This window comes from Chryseobacterium sp. PMSZPI, from assembly GCF_002835665.1.
Taxonomy (GTDB): Bacteria; Bacteroidota; Bacteroidia; order Flavobacteriales; family Weeksellaceae; genus Chryseobacterium.
On the sequence record NZ_PIZV01000074.1, the window covers coordinates 1 to 18,911 of the forward strand.

18 protein-coding genes and 2 tRNA genes are annotated in these 18,911 nt (G+C 35.6%); 6 read left to right on the forward strand and 14 right to left on the reverse strand.

What is annotated here, in order from left to right; translation table 11 throughout:
- Positions 1 to 66: 66 nt before the first annotated feature.
- The 5 genes from CW752_RS14885 to CW752_RS14905 form a co-directional block, all read right to left on the reverse strand.
- A complete protein-coding gene (locus CW752_RS14885; protein WP_101240493.1) occupies positions 67 to 684 on the reverse strand; it encodes a DUF502 domain-containing protein in 618 nt (205 codons plus the stop codon).
- Positions 685 to 709: 25 nt separating this feature from the next.
- Entirely contained in the window at positions 710 to 1,288 is a 579-nt protein-coding gene (locus CW752_RS14890; RefSeq protein ID WP_101240494.1) for a tRNA-(ms[2]io[6]A)-hydroxylase, read from the reverse strand.
- Between the two features lie 74 nt (positions 1,289 to 1,362).
- The gene (locus tag CW752_RS14895; protein WP_101240495.1) at positions 1,363 to 2,451 is read right to left on the reverse strand and encodes an acyltransferase family protein; all 1,089 of its coding nucleotides are present in this window, start codon (positions 2,449 to 2,451) and stop codon (positions 1,363 to 1,365) included.
- 117 nt (positions 2,452 to 2,568) lie between these two features.
- Positions 2,569 to 3,459, reverse strand: coding sequence for a metalloprotease (locus CW752_RS14900; RefSeq protein WP_101240496.1), 891 nt, complete (start codon positions 3,457 to 3,459; stop codon positions 2,569 to 2,571).
- Between the two features lie 188 nt (positions 3,460 to 3,647).
- Positions 3,648 to 4,535: a metalloprotease gene (locus CW752_RS14905; protein WP_101240497.1), complete on the reverse strand. Its 888-nt coding sequence runs from the start codon at positions 4,533 to 4,535 to the stop codon at positions 3,648 to 3,650.
- Between the two features lie 183 nt (positions 4,536 to 4,718).
- Between CW752_RS14905 and rplU the strand changes: the two genes are divergently transcribed.
- The 4 genes from rplU to CW752_RS17150 all read left to right on the forward strand — a co-directional run bounded on the left by rplU (position 4,719) and on the right by CW752_RS17150 (position 7,257).
- Positions 4,719 to 5,294, forward strand: coding sequence for a 50S ribosomal protein L21 (rplU, locus tag CW752_RS14910; RefSeq protein WP_101240498.1), 576 nt, complete (start codon positions 4,719 to 4,721; stop codon positions 5,292 to 5,294).
- A gap of 18 nt (positions 5,295 to 5,312) precedes the next feature.
- Positions 5,313 to 5,570 carry a 50S ribosomal protein L27 gene (rpmA, locus tag CW752_RS14915; RefSeq protein WP_002984034.1) on the forward strand — a complete coding sequence of 86 codons (258 nt, stop codon included), beginning with the start codon at positions 5,313 to 5,315 and terminating at the stop codon, positions 5,568 to 5,570.
- 171 nt (positions 5,571 to 5,741) lie between these two features.
- Positions 5,742 to 6,950: a T9SS type A sorting domain-containing protein gene (locus CW752_RS14920; protein WP_101240499.1), complete on the forward strand. Its 1,209-nt coding sequence runs from the start codon at positions 5,742 to 5,744 to the stop codon at positions 6,948 to 6,950.
- A 136-nt stretch (positions 6,951 to 7,086) separates the two neighbouring features.
- The gene (locus tag CW752_RS17150; RefSeq protein WP_410493649.1) at positions 7,087 to 7,257 is read left to right on the forward strand and encodes a bacteriocin-like protein; all 171 of its coding nucleotides are present in this window, start codon (positions 7,087 to 7,089) and stop codon (positions 7,255 to 7,257) included.
- Positions 7,258 to 7,325: 68 nt separating this feature from the next.
- On the opposite strand, the gene CW752_RS14925 is transcribed toward CW752_RS17150, so the two are convergent.
- From CW752_RS14925 to CW752_RS14950, 6 genes are all read right to left on the reverse strand, one after another.
- Positions 7,326 to 9,851, reverse strand: coding sequence for a DUF5686 family protein (locus CW752_RS14925; protein ID WP_228401804.1), 2,526 nt, complete (start codon positions 9,849 to 9,851; stop codon positions 7,326 to 7,328).
- A gap of 274 nt (positions 9,852 to 10,125) precedes the next feature.
- Positions 10,126 to 10,199, reverse strand: a tRNA-Asn gene (locus tag CW752_RS14930).
- 353 nt (positions 10,200 to 10,552) lie between these two features.
- Positions 10,553 to 10,629: transfer RNA gene (locus CW752_RS14935), tRNA-Asn, on the reverse strand.
- An 81-nt stretch (positions 10,630 to 10,710) separates the two neighbouring features.
- Entirely contained in the window at positions 10,711 to 12,201 is a 1,491-nt protein-coding gene (rseP, locus tag CW752_RS14940; protein ID WP_101240501.1) for an RIP metalloprotease RseP, read from the reverse strand.
- 105 nt (positions 12,202 to 12,306) lie between these two features.
- On the reverse strand, positions 12,307 to 12,747 hold the full coding sequence (locus CW752_RS14945) for a DUF6646 family protein (RefSeq protein ID WP_101240502.1): 441 nt from the start codon (positions 12,745 to 12,747) through the stop codon (positions 12,307 to 12,309).
- Positions 12,748 to 12,901: 154 nt separating this feature from the next.
- A complete protein-coding gene (locus tag CW752_RS14950) occupies positions 12,902 to 13,738 on the reverse strand; it encodes a sialate O-acetylesterase (RefSeq protein ID WP_185117645.1) in 837 nt (278 codons plus the stop codon).
- Positions 13,739 to 13,921: 183 nt separating this feature from the next.
- On the opposite strand from CW752_RS14950, the gene CW752_RS14955 reads away from it, so the two are divergent.
- On the forward strand, positions 13,922 to 14,674 hold the full coding sequence (locus CW752_RS14955; protein WP_101240504.1) for a nitrilase-related carbon-nitrogen hydrolase: 753 nt from the start codon (positions 13,922 to 13,924) through the stop codon (positions 14,672 to 14,674).
- Positions 14,675 to 14,719: 45 nt separating this feature from the next.
- Here CW752_RS14955 and CW752_RS14960 read toward each other — a convergent pair whose 3' ends face one another.
- From CW752_RS14960 to CW752_RS14970, 3 genes are all read right to left on the reverse strand, one after another.
- Positions 14,720 to 15,019, reverse strand: a complete 300-nt coding sequence (locus tag CW752_RS14960) for a thioredoxin family protein (RefSeq protein WP_101240505.1) — start codon at positions 15,017 to 15,019, stop codon at positions 14,720 to 14,722.
- 17 nt (positions 15,020 to 15,036) lie between these two features.
- Positions 15,037 to 15,408 (reverse strand): rhodanese-like domain-containing protein, encoded by a 372-nt coding sequence (locus CW752_RS14965; RefSeq protein ID WP_185117646.1) that lies wholly within the window; start codon positions 15,406 to 15,408, stop codon positions 15,037 to 15,039.
- 160 nt (positions 15,409 to 15,568) lie between these two features.
- Positions 15,569 to 16,978 carry an MBL fold metallo-hydrolase gene (locus CW752_RS14970; RefSeq protein WP_101240507.1) on the reverse strand — a complete coding sequence of 470 codons (1,410 nt, stop codon included), beginning with the start codon at positions 16,976 to 16,978 and terminating at the stop codon, positions 15,569 to 15,571.
- Positions 16,979 to 17,349: 371 nt separating this feature from the next.
- Here CW752_RS14970 and CW752_RS14975 point away from each other — a divergent pair, with 371 nt between their 5' ends.
- Positions 17,350 to 18,876 (forward strand): helicase HerA-like domain-containing protein, encoded by a 1,527-nt coding sequence (locus CW752_RS14975; RefSeq protein WP_101240508.1) that lies wholly within the window; start codon positions 17,350 to 17,352, stop codon positions 18,874 to 18,876.
- The last annotated feature ends 35 nt before the right edge of the window (positions 18,877 to 18,911 follow it).

Consider the following 18,911-nt stretch of genomic DNA (forward strand, 5'->3'; position numbering starts at 1 on the left):
ATAATTTTTAAATCATCGGATATTTTAAATCACTAATAAGTGTTTTTGAAATAAAAGTAAAGGGGGTTATTCAGGGGCTTTAAAAATATTTTCGTCAGAATGGAATCCGGCAACACCGCCACTTACTGCAAACTTCATTGCTGAAGCTGCAGTCATTCCTACAACTGGTTTTATATTTTTTTCTTCGGTAACAATCACCCAGCCGGATATGGCATATGAATGGGGTAGATATACCGCAACGTAGTTATGTTTATCAACATCAGCCATTTCTTTTTGGGTTAAAAATCCGATTCTCCAGATTTCAGGATTTTCATTGGTTTTTACCCAAACAGGATCGTTGAACTTTTTTTTATCGCCTACAAATGAAGACATGACGTCTTTTGTTGGGGTGTAAATGTGTTTTACTCCAGGTGTTTTTTCCAGTAGGCTATCCATCGTGTCGAAAAAAAATCTGCCTATTACGAATTTATTGCCTAGGTATCCTAAAATAGCAGTAAATAATATGGTTGAAACGAAAACAAGTCCCGGAACCTGCTTCGCAAGAGAAGGCACGAGATTGTCAATAGCACTTACAATATACCAAATCACAAAAATGGTAAGACCAATTGGTCCAATGATTACCAATCCCTGAAAAAAGTTTTTCAGGAAAAGATTAGCTATATTTTCGAAAGCCGGTTTCTTCAACGTATATTCTTTACTATTTTATATTTTAACCATGAATGGTTTCTTTGTTCCCGTAGGATTTAATAATGTTGGCTTCATACTCCAGCCACGCATCCCAACGCTCGTTCACTTTATCCGGATCTCCAAGTTGTCTTGCAAACCCAATGAATGTGGTGTAATGATTGGCTTCGGAAATCATAAGCTCTCTGTAGAAAATTTTTAATTCTTCGTCTTTAATGTTTTCTGTAAGGACTTTAAATCTTTCACAACTTCTGGCTTCGATCATTGCTGCAAAAAGCATTTTATCTACAATCAAATCTTCTCTGCTCCCCTGAATGATAAATTTTGCCAACTCGTTGACGTAGTCATCTTTTCTTGCTCTTCCAAAGGTATACCCCCTTTTTTTGATGATTTCATGAACCTGGTTAAAATGATCAAGTTCTTCTTGTGCTATTGCAAGTAGCTCGGTTACCATTTCAGGATATTCGGGAAGCATCGTGATCAGGGTAATTGCATTGGTTGCTGCCTTTTGCTCGCACCATGCATGATCCGTTAAAATTTCTTCAATGTTTCCTTCCGCAATATTTGCCCACCTTGGATCGGTAGGTAGTTTCAACTTAAACATGTTGTAAATTTTTTGTAAATTTAATCAAATTGGAGTAAGAATACTGATTTTATTTCAAAATCCTCATTAAAATCTTAAGATGCTGTCTTTCTTCTTAGAAATTCCAAAATCTTCCATCCCACAGTATCTATTCTTTTCAGGCCTGCTGAAATAATGAAAGCTAAAATAATATTGATACCATAAATAATGATCATCAAGCTCCACCACGGCATACTTTCCTTCAAAGGAACGACTAGAAAATAAACTAATGATGAACTTATCCCCTGAGCAAAGTAGAAGAAAATGGCATTCTTCCCAATGTGGGTGATGAGGTTGTCTTTTGTAATTTTTAATCTGTTATATAAAACAAATAAGGTCACCAATGAAAATTGTGCCCAAATGACATAAGGGATTTGTGGAGGGAATTTATTTTTATTGATTTTATAAAAAATTTCATTGCCATAAAACCAGAACAGCCAAAATAGAGCTCCTGCAACAAAAGTATATAAAACAGGAATTGCTTTGGTTGGAATTTTTTTTCCACGTATTTTATTTCCTATTAAAAATATCGCCAGATAAAATGCTACATAGCCAACCTGTCCGGTTGGGTAATATTCGGGAAAAATGTTGAAAAATAAGGTTAGGCCAATACAAAGAGCAATGAACCAATTAATATGTTTAGGAAAGAACCTTAAGATTAATACCCCAAATAAAGTGAGGATGAAATACACTTTAAGGTACCAGAAACTTCCCATTACTACCGGAAAAGTATCTGCATTAGTGTATTGATGAAGATACCAATTCCCTAAATTCTGCCATTGGGGAGACGTTGAAATGGGAGTTGTAGCATATTTAGATCCAAAAGTTGAATAAAAATCCTGAAGCCACTCCAAGGAAAAGAAAGTCAGGCCGAAGACTTTAAAGAAATAATCTAAAAAGAACAGAAAAGTTACAAAGATCATATAGGTGATTTGTAACTTCAGTAATCGGTAAAAAGTTTTCTCGATATTTGATCCGGAAGTAATTCCGCTTAGGGCATAAAAGAGGGGAACATCAAATACAAGAGAAAAAACTCTCACTTCCGCAGGAATATAAAACTGCCCTGACCAGAATGCTGTATGGATGAATATAATAGAAAGGGTGGCAAGCCCTTTTGCAAAATCAATATAGAGATCTCTGTTCATTATGATAGATATGGATCAAAAGTAAATAAAGTTTTGATATTTTTCAAATGAATAAAGAGAGAGGCAGACCTAAGCCTGCCTCTTCCCATTAAAATTGTTAAAAATGTATGTGAGTGTTTATTGAAGTTGTTTAAATTGTTCTGCTGTAATTTCCCCAGATTTGATTTTTTTCAATTCATCCACGTATTGGTCTAAATAAGCTTTAATTTCCGGCTTTATTTTATTGTCTGCCATTTTATATGAGCCATCTAAAACACCATTGTAATAGGCAAAGAAGGTAGTGTCAAAATCCTTCGGCGAGACATCATATTGTCCGATAAGGAAGCCTAAACGAACTGCTGATCTTCTTTGGGCCGGGGTACCATGGTGGTTTTGGTTTGTAGTATCATAGTCTCCAATGCTTTGTGCGAATTCATAAGCCGCCGCAACTTCAGAGAATGTGGTTTTATTATAACCGTTAGGCCTTCTCAGATAATAACCACCAAAGCCATCAGCTTCTAAATCATTAGGTCTTCCTGTTGATTCTTTTACTGTAGGAAGATTGTACATGTATTGTAATTGATGCCCAAATTCGTGTCCAAGAATAAATGCATTTACAATATTTCCGCCTTTTGCTTTTGCATCTTTGAAGATGTCGTATCCATAGTAGATCTTATAGCCATTTTGATAAGACATTGCATTATAAGTCTTATTGGCTTGTATCAGATCTTCTACAAATCGTAATGTTGGTGTACTTTTACCCCACATGCTGGCTATATTTGCCATTTGTGTGTTCATAAAATTTGTGTCATCACTATCGGGTAATGATGTTCTCAGAACAGCTGTCCATGACCAGTTAAAGTCTACAAAAGAGCAAGCTTTTTCCAATAAATTGGGTTGCTCGGGCTTTGCATTGGCTGTTAATGTTTCGTTTGGAGTTGATTCTTCCATTTTGTCATTTTGACATGCTGTTAATGAAAATACAGCGATAGCACCTGCCAGAAAGCAGGGAGTTAAGATTTTTTTCATAATGTTGTTTTTTTAGCATTACGAATTTATAAAATAATCAACATGGAGTGAGTTTTTTATAAACAAAAATTATGCGAAGCATAATTTTTGTTTTGTGAAATTTTGGATAATCTCAATAGAAGTCAATAAAGAAAGGCAGACTCAATGTCTGCCTCCTTTCTTAAAATATGCTAAAAATGAATGTTTCGTTATTTTAAGTGCTTAAATTCCTCAGCAGAAATTTCTCCTGTCTGGATTTTTCTCAACTCGTCAATGTATTGGCTCATATAAGCATCAATTTCCGGGTTGACTGTGTTTTTGGCCATTTTATAAGTGCCATTCAAAACTCCTTGATAATAATAGAAGAAGTTATAGTCAAAGTTTGCAGCAGTAAGATTATACTGGCCAAGAAGGAACCCTAGACGTACGGCAGATCTCCTTTGTGCAGGAGTACCATGGTGGCCGGGGCTGCTTGTTTGATAATCCCCAATGCTTTGTGCAAATTCGTAAGCGGCCGCAATTTGTGAAAAGTCTGTTTTGTTGTAACCATTCGGTCTTCTCAAATAATAACCTGCAAATCCGTCAGCTTCTAGTTCATTCGGTCTGGCAGTACTTTCCTGTACGGAAGGTAAATTATAGGCATACTGTAACTGATGTCCATACTCGTGGGCAAGGATCATGGCATTCACAATATCACCACCCTTTGCTTTAGCATCATAGTAAATCGCATAACCATAATAAATTCTTCCGTTGCCATAAGAAATAGCATTGTAAGTTGAATTAGGATTAGACGGATCATTTACGAATTGTAAAACAGGATTACTTCTTCCCCACATACTCGCAATACTTGTCATGAGCGAATTCATAAAACTGGTGTCTGCAGAGTTTTGAAGTCCGTTCAGAAGTACTGATGTGTTACTCCAGTTGTTGTCCACATAGTAGCATACTTTTTCTAGTGGTCCGGGCTGTTCGATTTTTGCACTAAGGGTTTGTTTTTCAGGTAAGACAGTGTCTTCCATTTTGTCATCGCTGCATGCTGTCAATGTAGATACAGCAATAACACCTGCTAAGAAGCAGAGATTAAAGTTTTTTTTCATAATAATTATTGGTTTGGCAGAACGAAGGTAAGAAATTATCTTCTATGTGTGAATACTTTAATGTTAAAATTTATTCATTGTGTAGTGAATAAGATATTAATAAAAAAACATGCCTTTGATTGTAAGCTATTTAGAAAATTATTCTTATATTTGCACCTCGAAATAACTAAAAATTTATAAACAATGTTTGCAATTGTAGAAATAGCAGGGCTTCAATACAAAGTTGAGCAAGACCAGAAGTTGTTTGTAAACCGTTTAAAAGGAGACAAAGGAGGAAAAGTTTCTTTCGATAAAGTTCTTCTTACTGTAAACGGTGCAATCACTGTAGGCGCCCCAGCTGTAAACGGAATCACTGTAGAAGCAGAGATCCTTGACCACGTTAAAGCTGATAAAGTAATCGTTTTCAAAAAGAAAAGAAGAAAAGGTTACAAAGTGAAAAACGGTCACAGACAATCTTTAACTCAAATCGTAATCACTGGTATTACTGGTTTTGAAGGTGGAGCTAAAAAAGCTGCTAAAAAAGAAACTGTGAAAGCTGAAGTTCTTTCTGACCACGCAACTGTTAACTTTGGTGAAGATCACGAGTTGAACTATCACTTAAAGAAAAACGGATTGTCTCAGTCTAAAGAAAACAGAGAAGCGTTAATCGCTTTAGGTAAAGAAGTAAAAGCTGAATTAGGTAAAGATGTTCTTACTCATGAAGATGTAGATGCTGCTATCGCTAAGAATATCGAAAACTTTAAAGCACTTAACAAATAATAATAATCCACTAATAAAATGGCACACAAGAAAGGAGTCGGTAGTTCCAAGAACGGTAGAGAGTCTCACTCTAAAAGATTAGGTGTGAAGATTTTCGGAGGACAAGAAGCTATTGCTGGAAACATTATTGTTAGACAAAGAGGTACTCAACACCACCCAGGTGATAACGTGGGAATCGGTAAAGACCACACTTTGTTTGCATTAGTAGACGGTAAAGTAGTTTTCAGAAAGAAAGCAAACAACAGATCTTTCGTATCTGTAGAACCAAACGCATAATTCATAGCGTTTTATAAAAATAGAAGCCCCGACATTTTTGTCGGGGCTTTTTAAATGTTTTTCATCTTGTGGTTTTTCTCATGCTTAAATTTTAATAGAATTTTAATTTTTATCAGCTCGATGAATATCAAAGTATTATAATTTTGTCTCCCATTTTAAATAAATTAAAACATGAGAAAAATTATACTGATGTTGGGTATGCTGACTACCATGAGTTGGCAGGCACAAATAAAAGTTTTGTTTGATGCTACAAAAGCTGAAACAGCAGGGAATGCAGATTGGGTTATAGATGCAGATGTTTATAATCTTAAATATACTGCTACCGGAATAACAACAACCGGAACAGAATCTAATCCCCAAAGAATTCCCACGCCTTCACAAAGCGGAATTACGGCAACAACTCCTGAGACTTATTGGCAAGGTGCCCTAAGCAACTGGGGAATTGATCTGGTTCGACAAGGATATGTGGTGGAAACTTTACCATATAATGGAAGTATTACCTATGGAGATTCAACCAATACACAAGATTTATCGAATTATAAGGTTTTTATCATCGATGAACCCAACATTAAATTTACTGCCACAGAGAAGACTGCATTATTGAATTTCGTAGCCAATGGTGGTGGACTTTTTATGATCTCAGACCATAATCAAAGTGATAGAAATAGTGATGGGTGGGATTCCCCCGCTATCTGGAATGATTTTTTTACAACCAATGGAGTGGTAACCAACCCTTTCGGAATCAGCTTTGATCTGAATAATGTATCGCCGGTTACATCCAACTTTGCCGCGACCGGTACAAATCCTACTATTCTATCAGGTCCGCAAGGAACTCCTACTCAAATGAAATTTTCAAATGGAGCAACGATGACGTTAGATAAAAACAGTAATACTTCCGTGCAAGGCCTGGTATTTACAACAGGTTCTTCAACAACGGGAAGTACGAATGTAATGTTTGCTACATCAACTTATGGAAATGGTAGAGTATGTGCATTGGGAGATAGCTCTGTGCCGGATGATGGAACCGGAGATCCTAATGATACTTTATATAACGGATATACGGCAGATGCAAACGGAAATCATAGACCTCTTCTTGTGAATGCTGTGGTTTGGCTTGTCGGCTCATCCAATTTAGGAGTACAAAATACAATAGCTAAAAAAGAAATAGAAGTATATCCTAATCCTGCGACAGATTATGTTTATATAAAAGATAGCAGCTTTACAACTTATAGGCTTGCAGATGAGACAGGAAAAATACTGGATGAAGGAAAGGTGCAGGAAAGAGGTTTTATTAATATTCAATATTTACCTTCCGGAGTGTATTATCTGATTCTTAAGTCAGATAAAGAAGAAAAATCAACAAAGCTGATCAAAAAATAAAGAATAAAAACTGTTAAACGTTTTTATCGGTATTCTTTTCATGGTGAAATATTGATATATTTGTTAATGCCGAAATAAGTCATTTCGATTGCTGAAAAGCATATAGAGTAAGCGCACAAAACTAAAACAAATAACTATGAAAAATTTGAGAAAATTAACAAAGAAGAATCTAAAAACCATTAATGGTGGAGCTGCGGAACAATGCCCACCTAAACCGACCACATCATGTACTACATGGTGCGGATTGACTCCCTGGCAAAAAATACATTGCCTACTAGATGTGGAAGAACCTTGTGAGTGTTTTTAATACACATTATTACAATAAAGTTCGGCGGCTTCTTTGAAGCCGCCGAACTGTTTTATATCATTTCTTATTTAGAATCCTACCTGTATTCCTGCTTTAACACCAAATTTCGAAATATCCGGCCTATCAAGGTAATTTCCTCTCCAGTTAAAATCAACTCTGAAGAGTCTAAGGTTACCTATTCCTATATTTTCAATACCGAATCCATATTCATAATAAATATGATCACTTGGAGCAGAATACTTAAACCCTTCTACGTTAATGGCTTTAGAAGCGTCGCTTAAAGTTCCATAGGCTCCTCTGATAAAGGCTACTTCTCGAAGTTTCAGTTTTTTGATCAATGGGATATAAGAAAGGATTTTCCCGTTAAAATGATGCTCAATATTGAGCGTAGTATATGCATCTGCTACAAATTCATAATAATTAAGTTGTGCAAAAGTGTTAGGGACCAGTCCATATGAAAGGTTTGCCGGGATGATGTTTTGTAATGCTAACGGAACTGTATTGAAATTTTTTCCTGCCTCAAAATTAACAACAGTTTTGCCTAAAGTCCCCAATAAAAATGGTTTAGAAAACATAAATTGAACTTTATCATAATTAAAGTCCGCATTGAAAAGTCCTTGGATACCTCTCGTGTATCTTAATACAATCGTCGGAGCCAGGTTTCTCGCCTGGTATCTGTCTATTCCGGTTTGAGAGAATTTTGCTCCTGGTTTTGCAATAATACTGAACGTAACATGAGAATCATTCACGGTCTGTCTTAAATTTCCATCTTTATAATACATAAGATTAAAAAGTTCCAGATTGGCAGATTTAATACTTTGCATAACGCCGTCTACTCTTAGTTGTATGTTTTTCCAAGGTTCAATCGCTGCAAATATTTTAGTTTGATTTACAGAACTTAAAGAATTATTTTCTCCTCTTGCAAAGAATGTAGAAGCAGATTGATTGGTTGTAACACCGTCGCCGCTGGTTAAAGCTCCTCCAAGTTGTACAATATCTCTGCTTGTTCCGGCTCCTACCATAAATCGGTTTAGCTTATTAAACATATATCTTGCTTCAATACCGTATTTTATCTGTTGATCTTTAAATCCGTAAGCTGTATAGAACTGAGCTCTCCACATATCATTAAGTCCAAAATAAGTCCTTCCGCCCAGTCTTATTCTGTCTCCTTCTACCTTATTTCTTCCGTATATTGAAAAGATAGGTCCAAAATCAAACCCTTTGAAGGCGTTATAGTGGCGCGAGCCTAGAGTTTCGAATAACTTTACCATTCGGTTGAATTTTGGGGTCTGCTGAAGCTGATCAAGCATCTTGTAGACTCCTTGCTCGGATTTGGATAATGTATCGGGTCTGGCTTTTGTCCAGTAGGCTTCATCTTTTTCAATAAACTTGTCCTCGTACTCCTCCTCTTTTCTTTTAAAGACTTTTGGATCTAGAGGTTTGTTGAATTGATAATCGGAGTAATCTACCGATCTTTTAGCAATAATGCTTTTGGAGCCTTTCTTTTTTGAAAAAGGACTTATTTCAAATTCTGTAACGAGTTTTTTAGGAAGGAAAGTTGTTTCATCAGGATTATCATATTCCAGTTGTGTGGATACGCTGTTGACGAAGTTCACATTTATTTTCTGAGTTGATTTTAAAGTCGCTCCTATAACGGCATAAGTATCTGTATCAATATAAAGGTTACCCTGAAATGCCAGAATATCCTTTCTTTTAGGCTGATATCTTATGTGGAAGGCTTTTTCACCACGAATATCAATGGTATCCACTAAACTATAGTCGTAAGTGGCAAATCCATCCGATCCTGCCGGGCTTTGAAATCCGATATCAAAATAATTAAGTGTATTATCATAGATGTTGATATCCCGATAAAGGTTTTTTGCAGAAACAGTGATTACCTGATTATCCTGAAATCCGGACGTTTTTTGGGCAACTAATGTTCTCTTGCTGTCTTTTTCCGGGTTATTTTTTCCGTAATTTTCGTAGACGGCTTCATTGAGGAAAATAGGAAGTCCTAATCTTCCGCTTGCAGTAGAATCTGCGTAATCGAAGATAAAGTCCATTTTTTTGAAGATTTTTTTCTTCATAAATGCACTATCAATATTATTCAGATCAAATTCTGTTTTCTCATATTCTTTGTATGAGTATGTATCGAATTTTTCTAAACCATTATTTCTCTTACGATCCCAAACTTTTTGCATAATGGCATAAGCCGGATTCTCCTTTTTGCTTTTGTATTTAGGCTTTCCGCTATTGAGGACAATTTCCTGAATATTGCTTACCTGCGCCTGGGAAAGTTGAACAAAAATGTTTTCTGCATTCTCGGGAGTGACATCTAAGGTTTCAGATGTGTAATTTTTTCTGGAAAATTTTAGCTTGTAAATGATACTATCAGACTGTACCATAAAGTTGCCTGAAGTTGTTGTAAGGGAAGGAGTTTTGTCGTTATTGATAAAAATATCAACCTTGCTAAGTTCTTTGTTATTTTTTTCATCAACAATCTTACCGCTAGCTTTGTTTTGTGCATATACAAAGCCGGTAAAAAACAGGAAAAAAAATAAATATTTGTGTTTAAAGTTATTATTTAACATCATTCGGTTCTTCAAGCAATTAGCACAAACAAAAAGCATGCAGTTTATTTAAAAAATAGAAAAAAAATAAAAAAAAATTATATTCTATGTAAGAACGCAAATGTAACGAAAATAATACTACAATTTGTTAAAAATTAAATAAGGGATTTTGTGACTTAAAATAAAAAGAATCAGTGAATTAATATAGCTCTAAAAATGCCGCGATTTTTACGACTTATATTCACAATTACATCATTAATATAATAAAAAAAGACCTACATTTCTGTAAGTCTTTTTGCTCCTCCTGCTGGGCTCGAACCAGCGACCCTCTGATTAACAGTCAGATGCTCTAACCAACTGAGCTAAGGAGGAATGTTCCTTTGTTTTAAGTGGTGCAAATATAATAGGAATATCCGTACCAAACAAGTTTTTACACCTTATTATTAAACGAAAATAGCTATTGATTTATTTTTCAATGAATTAAATTTATATACATAAATATCTTTAATAGAGAGTGACTAGCTAAATGATATAGAATTGAGATAGTATAAATTCTAGTCAGTATATATCAGTATATAATAGTGTCGGTTTTGTTGTTTAATTTTGAATCCCTAAAAAATATCTTCCAAATTTGGAAGCCTGATCCATTCTTCTCTGTAAAATTAATTTGTAAAAGCTGTTAAGAGTGAAAATAAAAAAAGACCTACATTTCTGTAAGTCTTTCTTGGCTCCTCCTGCTGGGCTCGAACCAGCGACCCTCTGATTAACAGTCAGATGCTCTAACCAACTGAGCTAAGGAGGAATGTCCTTTGTTTTAAGTGGTGCAAATATAGGACGAATATTTATACCCTACAAATATTTTTAAGAAAAAATTTCAAAAAAATTATAATTTTCCTGTAAAGACTTTGAAGATATCACTTCCAAAGATCAGTAACATCAAGCCTAACAGGAAGATAACTCCGATCATTTGTGCGTTTTCCAAAACTTTTTGAGGAACCGGTTTTCCAACAATAATCTCATATAAAGTAAATAATACATGCCCACCATCAAGTCCCGGAATAGGAATAAGGTTTAAGAATGCCAACCATACAGAGAACATTGCTGTAAAACTCCAAAAGGCTGTCCAGTTAATGGAAATTCCTCCATGGGCATCTTTGTCAACAGGCATATTCTTTACAATAGCGATAGGTCCGCCTACGTTTTTATATCCCTGAACTTTAGAATTGAACATGATCTTGAATTGCTTTACCTGAGTAGTTAGTGCTTCAATAGTTCTGGTAAATCCTCTTGGAATACATTCTCCGAAAGAATATGTTTTATTGGTTACAATTGATTTTGCAATACTCTTAGTATCAATGGCTACTCCCAATTTCCCGTTTTTATCAACCGAAACAGAAGGTAATGTTTGTACAGCTCCGTTTCTTTCTACATCAATAGCAACTGTTTTTCCTTTGTTTTCATTTAAAAGACTGCTTACTTCATCAAAGAAAGCTGCTTTTTTACCATCAATTCCTACAATTTTATCTCCTTTTGCTAAGCCGGAAGCTTGAGATGAAGGAGTTGCCAGGGAATCAATAACCATCGGTAGTCTGGGAGAGATATACAACTTTGCTTCCTTTTGTTTAAGAACATCAGCAACACCGTCTGCGTTCACCGGGAAAGTAACTTCTTTTCCGTTTCTTTCAACAGTTACATTATTACCCAGAAGAATATTAATTGAAGTATTTTCTAATCGTTCTGCAGGTTTTCCGTCAACACTGATGATTTTATCACCATTCTGGAAGCCCATTTTCTTTCCTGCATCTGTGGCCTCAATACCGTTGTTGAATTTCGTAATATCAGTATATGTTTCCCCATTGAAGAATGATAAACAGCTATAGATTAACCATGCCAGGAAAAAGTTTACAGTAACCCCTCCTAACATGATGATAAGCCGTTGCCAAGCTGGTTTGGATCTGAATTCCCATGGCTCAGCCGGCTTCTTCATTTGAGCGGTATCCATACTTTCATCCACCATTCCTGCAATTTTTACATATCCCCCGAAAGGAAGCCATCCAATACCGTATTTGGTTTGTTCAGGATACTTTCTCCAGTCATTATCGGGAAGTTTTGATATATCGATTGGAACTTCTTCCTTCTTTCCATTCACTTCTATAACTTCAGTGTCTGGCAGATTCTGCGAGAAGAATTTATATTGCCATTTTCCATTGATTTTTTTCATTGAGAAAATGGAAAAATAAGGATCAAAAAACAGGAAAAATTTCTCTGCTCTGGTTTTAAACCATATAGCTGGTAAAAAGTGCCCAAGCTCGTGAAGAAGTACTAATATAGAGATACTCAGAATAAACTGAAAGAGTTTGATTGCTATTTCCATTAATAAATTTTAGATTTTAATTTGCAAAGGTAACAATTATCAAAACTATGCCAAATAAAAAAGCTCCCCGAAACGAGAAGCTTTGTCATATTTAAATACGATTGGTTATAAATTGAAGGATACCCCAAGACTGCCATTGTTTCCTACTTCTGCAAAAACGCCCACCTTCTCGGTGAAAAAGTAACGTGCTCCGATGTGAGCTCCTATTCCGAAATCTTTTCCCACTACACCAAGGTCAACACCCGGATAGATATCCCATTTTGATGGTAGATTTAAAGCTTCCTGTAAATGGAAATTCAGTCTTCCGAAAACAAAAACACGATTGTCTTTATCGTCGTTTTTATAATTACTGAAATATCCATTGATCCCTGCTCCTACAGATATAAGCTTGTTAAGACCGTAATCGTAGGTCCCTGTTACACCCGTTCCATATCCCCAGGCACTCAGTCCCAGCTGAATTTTTTGATCCCCTTTCCCGGTCCATGCTTGTGCACTGACTGCTGCTCCACAAAAGAGTACCATCACCATAAAAACCAATTTCTTCATAAATTTCTAATTTTTAATGATTTTAATAAAAATTATCAGCATCAAAAATGAAACCGAAAAGGATAAAAATGAAATACTTTATCATTTATTAAGAAATACGGATTTTTGAAATTCCAAAGTATGAGGTAGCTCTTTATCGTCCGGTAGAAGCTTATTATTCCAGTGTTTTATATTGATTGTAATATCTTATTCCTAATTCTCTTTGGCCATTGGCATCATAATGAATATCATCAAAATAATTGTTCGATTTGGTAATGACAAAAGGAACCGTTGGATCTACATAAGCTGTTTTTTGTACTCTTTTAGGTGTGTTTTTAATGTTTTCCTGTTGGATTTTCCTGATATCATATTGATCGGTCCAAAAAGGAACCATCCCGCCTAATACAACCGGAAGATTTGGATTTCCCAGGTCATTGCGTATGTCACTGATGAATTTGTCAAGGTTGGTTGTGTAATTCGTATAGCCTACGTTAAATTCTCCCTGATGCCATAAAATTCCTTTGATAATGCTTCCCGGGTTTTCGTTCAAAGCCTTTAAGGTTCTTTGTACCGCATCATTGTATAATAGCATCCCTTTTGACCATTGTTCAATCGTTGTACCTCCATAGCCACAAGGGATAAGTAAGACTTTTCTATCTTCTTTTATGGAATACTTTTTATAGTTTTTAGCGAAAGTTAAGGCAAAGCCAATATTGGTTGGAGCGGCGGTCCAATGATGAAGCGGTTCGGAAGCAACAATGATTTGTTTGTCAGAGGGGTAAAATCTTCCCATTTGGAAAATATCCGGATCTGTCGTGTCTATATTTTTATCATATCCATATCCGTAATGGGTATTAGATTGGCCTGCAACTAAAAAGATGTCGTATTGTTGAGCAACTTTAGCCGTTATTTTCTGTACCGGTGGAGTGTTTTCACTCTGAATTTCATCTAAAGTATTGCTGGCACAACTGCATACAATAAACGCTAGGAACGTTAGAATAAATTTTTTCATAAGTTGTTGATGTTTGGTTTTCATGGTAAAAGTATAAAAAAATATTAATTAAATCCTTTTTTAGTGAAAAATATAAAGTTCAGCTCTGGCAATTGTTATTTATATATTATTTTTTCCTTTAACGAGTTTAAAAGCGTACTTTTATAGAATAAATGGCAATTCAATAATTAAAAAATAAAAAAGATGAAGCTTGTAGGACTCAATTTAGATATCATCTGGAAAAATAAAGCAGAGAATTTTAAAATTATAGAAAACGAACTTCAAAATCTGAACGCAGATTTATTTCTTCTCCCTGAAATGTTTTCAACGGGCTTTTGCATGGATGCAGCTGAAGTTTCGGACAGAAATGAAGAATCTTTAGAGTTTTTGAAAAAAATTTCAAAAGAGAAAAATGCTGCTTTCTGTGGGAGTGTTCCGGTAGAACAATATGGTAAGTTCTACAATAGAATGTATTTTGTACAACCGGATGGTGAAGTGGCATTCTATAACAAAAGACATTTGTTTTCCTTTTCAGGAGAAGATAAAGTATATACTCCCGGAAAAAATAGAGTAATTGTTGAATATAAGGGGGTAAGATTCTTATTGCAGGTGTGCTATGATCTTCGTTTTCCGGTTTTTGCCAGAAACAATGATGATTATGATGCTATTTTGTATGTTGCCAATTGGCCTGAAAAAAGAGTAGGAGCATGGGAGCATCTTTTAAAAGCCAGAGCTATTGAAAACCTATCTTTTGTATTCGGTTTGAATAGAATAGGAACTGACGGGAATGATTTATTGTATCAAGAAAGTTCTCATTGTTTTTTTGCTGATGGAGCAGAGATTGCCCATAAAGAAGGGAATATTGTGTCTGCTGAACTTAACATGAATGAACTGAAAGACTTTAGAAAACATTTTCAGTTTTTAAATGACCGGGATAGCTTCTCGATTCAGATATAAAAAATAAGGTTGAGAACCATTGGTCTCAACCTTATTTTTTTTATTTTAAACATATTGTTGTAGAAGCTGAGTCAAGGTGTTTACATCATGCACTCCGCTTTCTTTCCATAAAAGCTCACCATTTTTGAAAATAGCTAAAGTAGGTACACCACGAACGCCATATTGGGCAGCTAGTGCAGGATACTGATCTACATCTACTTTTATAATTCTGGCACCATCGCCAATATTTTCTTTTACCGTATTTAAAACTGATGACTGCACTTTACAAGGCTGACACCATGTTGCAAAAAAGTCAATAAGGACAGGTCTTTCAGAATTGATAATTTCCTGGAATTTTTGTGACATAGTTTTAGTTTATTAATTTATTTTTTGTTCAATTCGTCTTGAATAGCCTTTACATTTTTCCAGCTGGTTCCGTCATAGGCTTCCACGCCATTTTTCTTTAAAATCTCCATGGCTTGATCTGCCTGTAGTCCTTTATTACAGAAAACAACCACCTTTTTGCCCTTAAGCGTTTCAATATTGTTTTGAATTTCTGCCAAAGGAATATTGATGGCGTTTTTAGCTGTTCCTGCAGCATATTGTTCCGGGATTCTTACATCTACCAATGTGATTTCCGGATTGTTTACAACTTCTTTAATATTAGCTTTGGATACTTCAGCAAGACGAGTCGTTGTACAAGAATTTAAAATAATAACTGACACTAAAATAAATCCAAGGATTTTAATCTTCATAATTTTAAATGGTTGATGAAACATACAATTTAAAGAATGAGTTGCTTTATAATATTGTCGCAGATTTCGCGAATCAGGCAGATTCATCTGTAAAATCTGTACAATCAGCGAGAATTTTTAAATCATTTCTAAAATGTATTATTGATTTTTTGTTATTACTTTATGATGTTTTGGATTGACAAACAAAATCTGTCGTTGGGAATTTCTCTGTTTTTTTGATGCCGTTAAAACCTCCTTCGATTTCTGTAAAGTTTCTGATTCCATGTGAATTAAGAATGCTTGCTGCAATCATACTTCTGTATCCGCCTGCACAATGAAGAAAGAAATGCTCAGAATCATCAATGCCGCGAGCCCATTCACTTATCGTGTCCAATGGTCTGTTATAAGCATTTTCAATATGTTCTGCAGAATATTCTGTCAGTTTTCTGACATCTATTACTTTAGCATCCTTAGTAAACTGTTCTGCAAACTCTACAGGAGAAATTCTTTTAATTTCATCGGTTTCTTTACCGGTTTCTTTCCAGGCTTCAAAACCTCCTTTCAAATATCCGACAACATTGTCGAATCCAACTCTGCTTAATCTGGTAATAACTTCTTCTTCAGTTCCCGGATCAGTCACCAATAATAGAGGATGTTTCACGTCAACAATTAAAGTGCCTACCCATGGGGCAAAATCACCCTTTAATCCAATATTAACGGAATTGGGGATAAAGCCTTTATGAAATTCTGCGGCACTTCTTGTGTCCAGAATTAAAGCATCCGTGTCTTCTGCCAATTTTTCAAAATCTTCTGCATCAACCGGATGTAATCCTTTATCCATGACAACATCGATGCTTTCATAGCCACCTTTATTCATCGCCACATTCATTCCGAAATATTTCGGAGGTGCAGTAAGGCCGTCTAATACTTCTCTGATGAAAGATTCTTTATTAGGCTGGTTAAGGGCGTAATTGGTTTTCTTTTGATTGCCTAAAATATCTACCGTTTCCTTTTGCATGTTTTTTCCACATGCAGAGCCCGCTCCGTGTGCAGGATAAACGGTTATACTATCATCTAAAGGCATGATTTTATTCTGAAGACTGTCGTATAAAATTCCGGCAAGATCTTCCTGAGTCAGGTTGGTTGCCTTTTGGGCAAGGTCAGGTCGTCCGACATCTCCTAAGAATAACGTGTCCCCTGTGAAAATTGCAGTTTCAATGCCATTTTCGTCAATTAAAAGATAAGTGCTGCTCTCCATAGTGTGTCCAGGAGTGTGAAGTACTTTTATTTTTACTTTTCCAATTTCAAAAATCTGGTTGTCCTGTGCAATGATGGCTTCAAATTCAGGAGCAGCCGTAGGTCCGTAGACAATTGGTGCACCTGTTTTCTTGCTTAAATCCAAATGTCCGGAAACAAAGTCAGCATGGAAGTGAGTTTCAAAAATATATTTTAAAGTGACATTGTCCTTTTCAAGGCGCTCCAGATAAGGTTTTATTTCTCTTAGTGGATCAATAATGACAGCTTCGTTTTCTGATACAATATAATAGGCACCCTGAGCCAGACAGCCCGTATATATTTGTTCAATTTTCATTAGGGTCTTTTTTTAATTAGTTAAAGATACAAAGTATTAGATGAATTGTAGATGAAATGTTAAATCTGATCGATAGTTTCTTTCAATATTACAATCTGAAATGCTTATAAGGTCTTTTATTTCCTGCAAAAAGGATGCCTTATATTATGTTAATTTTTAATTGCTGTTTTTTATCATGTTCAATCAATAGGGAATAATTTTATAACGGTTGAATTTCAATTTTTATTCTTTCGAGATTGGAGACATGGTTTGAAATTTGCTTAAGCAGAGAGGAAAGTTGATTTCCGGGAGTGTTGAATGAAGTTTCCCGGTAAATATCATTCAATATTTTATAAAAACTTTTATATTTATAAGTTAAAAAAAGTGATCAAATGGCAGACAAAGCACAATTTATTGAAGAATTAAATGCTAGATATACTCCAAAAGGAGACCACATTATATTAGGAAAGGGAATGCTGGATGGAGAAGTGGTTCCGGAAGTGAATGTAACAATCCCTCTAAAAACAATCAACCGTCATGGTCTTATCGCCGGAGCAACAGGGACTGGGAAAACCAAAACATTACAGGTTTTTGCAGAGCAGCTTTCCCATCAGGGAATTCCATCTTTAGTATTGGATATCAAAGGAGATTTCTCCGGAATTGCAGAAGCGGGGCAAATGAATGCTATCATTGAAGAAAGATATGCTAAAACTCAGCTTCCCTATATGCCGCAAGGTTTTCCTGTAGAATTGATGACAATTTCCGGCGCAAAAGGAGTGAAGTTAAGAGCCACTGTTACAGAATTTGGTCCTGTTTTATTAAGTAAGATTTTGGAACTTAATGATACCCAGCAAAGTATCATGTCTATTGTTTTTAAATACTGTGATGATAAAGGACTTCCTTTGATTGATCTTAAGGATTTAAAAAAGGTGTTGCAATATGTTACAGATAATGCTCAAGGTAAGGCGGAACTTGCGGCTAACTACGGATCGATAGCTCCAGCTTCTTTAGGTGCTATTTTAAGATCTATCGTTGCTCTGGAACAACAAGGAGCTGCAGATTTCTTTGGAGAATTGAGCTTTGATGTGCAGGATTTGCTGGCGACAAGAGATGGAAAAGGAGTAGTAAATATTTTAAGAGTTTCAGATATTCAAAATAAACCACAGTTGTTTTCTACCTTTATGCTTTCGCTTTTTGCCGAAATTTATATGACTTTTCCTGAAGAAGGAGACAGTGGAAAACCGAAGTTGGTATTGTTTATTGATGAAGCCCATCTTATTTTTGATGAAGCTTCAAAAGCACTGTTGTCCCAAATTGAAACCATGGTAAAACTGATCCGCTCCAAGGGGGTAGGGATTTATTTTATTACCCAGATTCCGGGTGACGTTCCTGAAAATGTATTGTCACAGCTGGGATTGAAAATACAACATGCATTGAGAGGTTTTACAGCCAAAGACAAGAAAGAAATTTCCAAAGCTGTTGAAAACTATCCGACAACAGAATATTATAATGCTTCAACATTGATCCAGAGTTTAGGGATCGGAGAAGCATTTGTAACTGCATTGGACGAAAAAGGTATTCCTACTCCATTAGTACATACTTACCTTATTTCTCCGGAATCCAGAATGGATGTTTTGAATGAAGCGGAGATTTCAGAATTAACGGCCAAATCAGCATTAGTAGCGAAATATGAAGAAGCTATTGATAGAGAGTCTGCTTACGAAATGTTGACCAGTAGAATGGAACAGGCCGCCCTGAACCCGGCACCTACCCAAAAAACAAAACAGGTGAAAGAAGAACCCGGAATGTTTGAGCAGGTTTTACAAAGTCAGGCGGGAAGAACCTTTACCAATACATTAATGAGAGAAGGAGCAAAAGCGATTCTTGGAATGTTTGGATTAGGAGGCAGAAGAAGATAGTTTTGATGTACAATATACTATAGCCTGCTATGTTT

Bases quoted from the DNA above. Each gene is read 5' to 3' on its own strand.
- CW752_RS14890 (WP_101240494.1), bottom strand. From the start codon at position 1,288: ATGTTTAAGTTGAAACTACCTACCGATCCAAGGTGGGCAAATATTGCG.
- CW752_RS14895 (WP_101240495.1), bottom strand. From the start codon at position 2,451: ATGAACAGAGATCTCTATATTGATTTTGCAAAAGGGCTTGCCACCCTT.
- CW752_RS14900 (WP_101240496.1), bottom strand. From the start codon at position 3,459: ATGAAAAAAATCTTAACTCCCTGCTTTCTGGCAGGTGCTATCGCTGTA.
- CW752_RS14905 (WP_101240497.1), bottom strand. From the start codon at position 4,535: ATGAAAAAAAACTTTAATCTCTGCTTCTTAGCAGGTGTTATTGCTGTA.
- rplU (WP_101240498.1), top strand. From the start codon at position 4,719: ATGTTTGCAATTGTAGAAATAGCAGGGCTTCAATACAAAGTTGAGCAA.
- rpmA (WP_002984034.1), top strand. From the start codon at position 5,313: ATGGCACACAAGAAAGGAGTCGGTAGTTCCAAGAACGGTAGAGAGTCT.
- CW752_RS14920 (WP_101240499.1), top strand. From the start codon at position 5,742: ATGAGAAAAATTATACTGATGTTGGGTATGCTGACTACCATGAGTTGG.
- CW752_RS17150 (WP_410493649.1), top strand. From the start codon at position 7,087: ATGAAAAATTTGAGAAAATTAACAAAGAAGAATCTAAAAACCATTAAT.
- CW752_RS14925 (WP_228401804.1), bottom strand. From the start codon at position 9,851: ATGATGTTAAATAATAACTTTAAACACAAATATTTATTTTTTTTCCTG.
- rseP (WP_101240501.1), bottom strand. From the start codon at position 12,201: ATGGAAATAGCAATCAAACTCTTTCAGTTTATTCTGAGTATCTCTATA.
- CW752_RS14945 (WP_101240502.1), bottom strand. From the start codon at position 12,747: ATGAAGAAATTGGTTTTTATGGTGATGGTACTCTTTTGTGGAGCAGCA.
- CW752_RS14950 (WP_185117645.1), bottom strand. From the start codon at position 13,738: ATGAAAAAATTTATTCTAACGTTCCTAGCGTTTATTGTATGCAGTTGT.
- CW752_RS14955 (WP_101240504.1), top strand. From the start codon at position 13,922: ATGAAGCTTGTAGGACTCAATTTAGATATCATCTGGAAAAATAAAGCA.
- CW752_RS14960 (WP_101240505.1), bottom strand. From the start codon at position 15,019: ATGTCACAAAAATTCCAGGAAATTATCAATTCTGAAAGACCTGTCCTT.
- CW752_RS14965 (WP_185117646.1), bottom strand. From the start codon at position 15,408: ATGAAGATTAAAATCCTTGGATTTATTTTAGTGTCAGTTATTATTTTA.
- CW752_RS14970 (WP_101240507.1), bottom strand. From the start codon at position 16,978: ATGAAAATTGAACAAATATATACGGGCTGTCTGGCTCAGGGTGCCTAT.
- CW752_RS14975 (WP_101240508.1), top strand. From the start codon at position 17,350: ATGGCAGACAAAGCACAATTTATTGAAGAATTAAATGCTAGATATACT.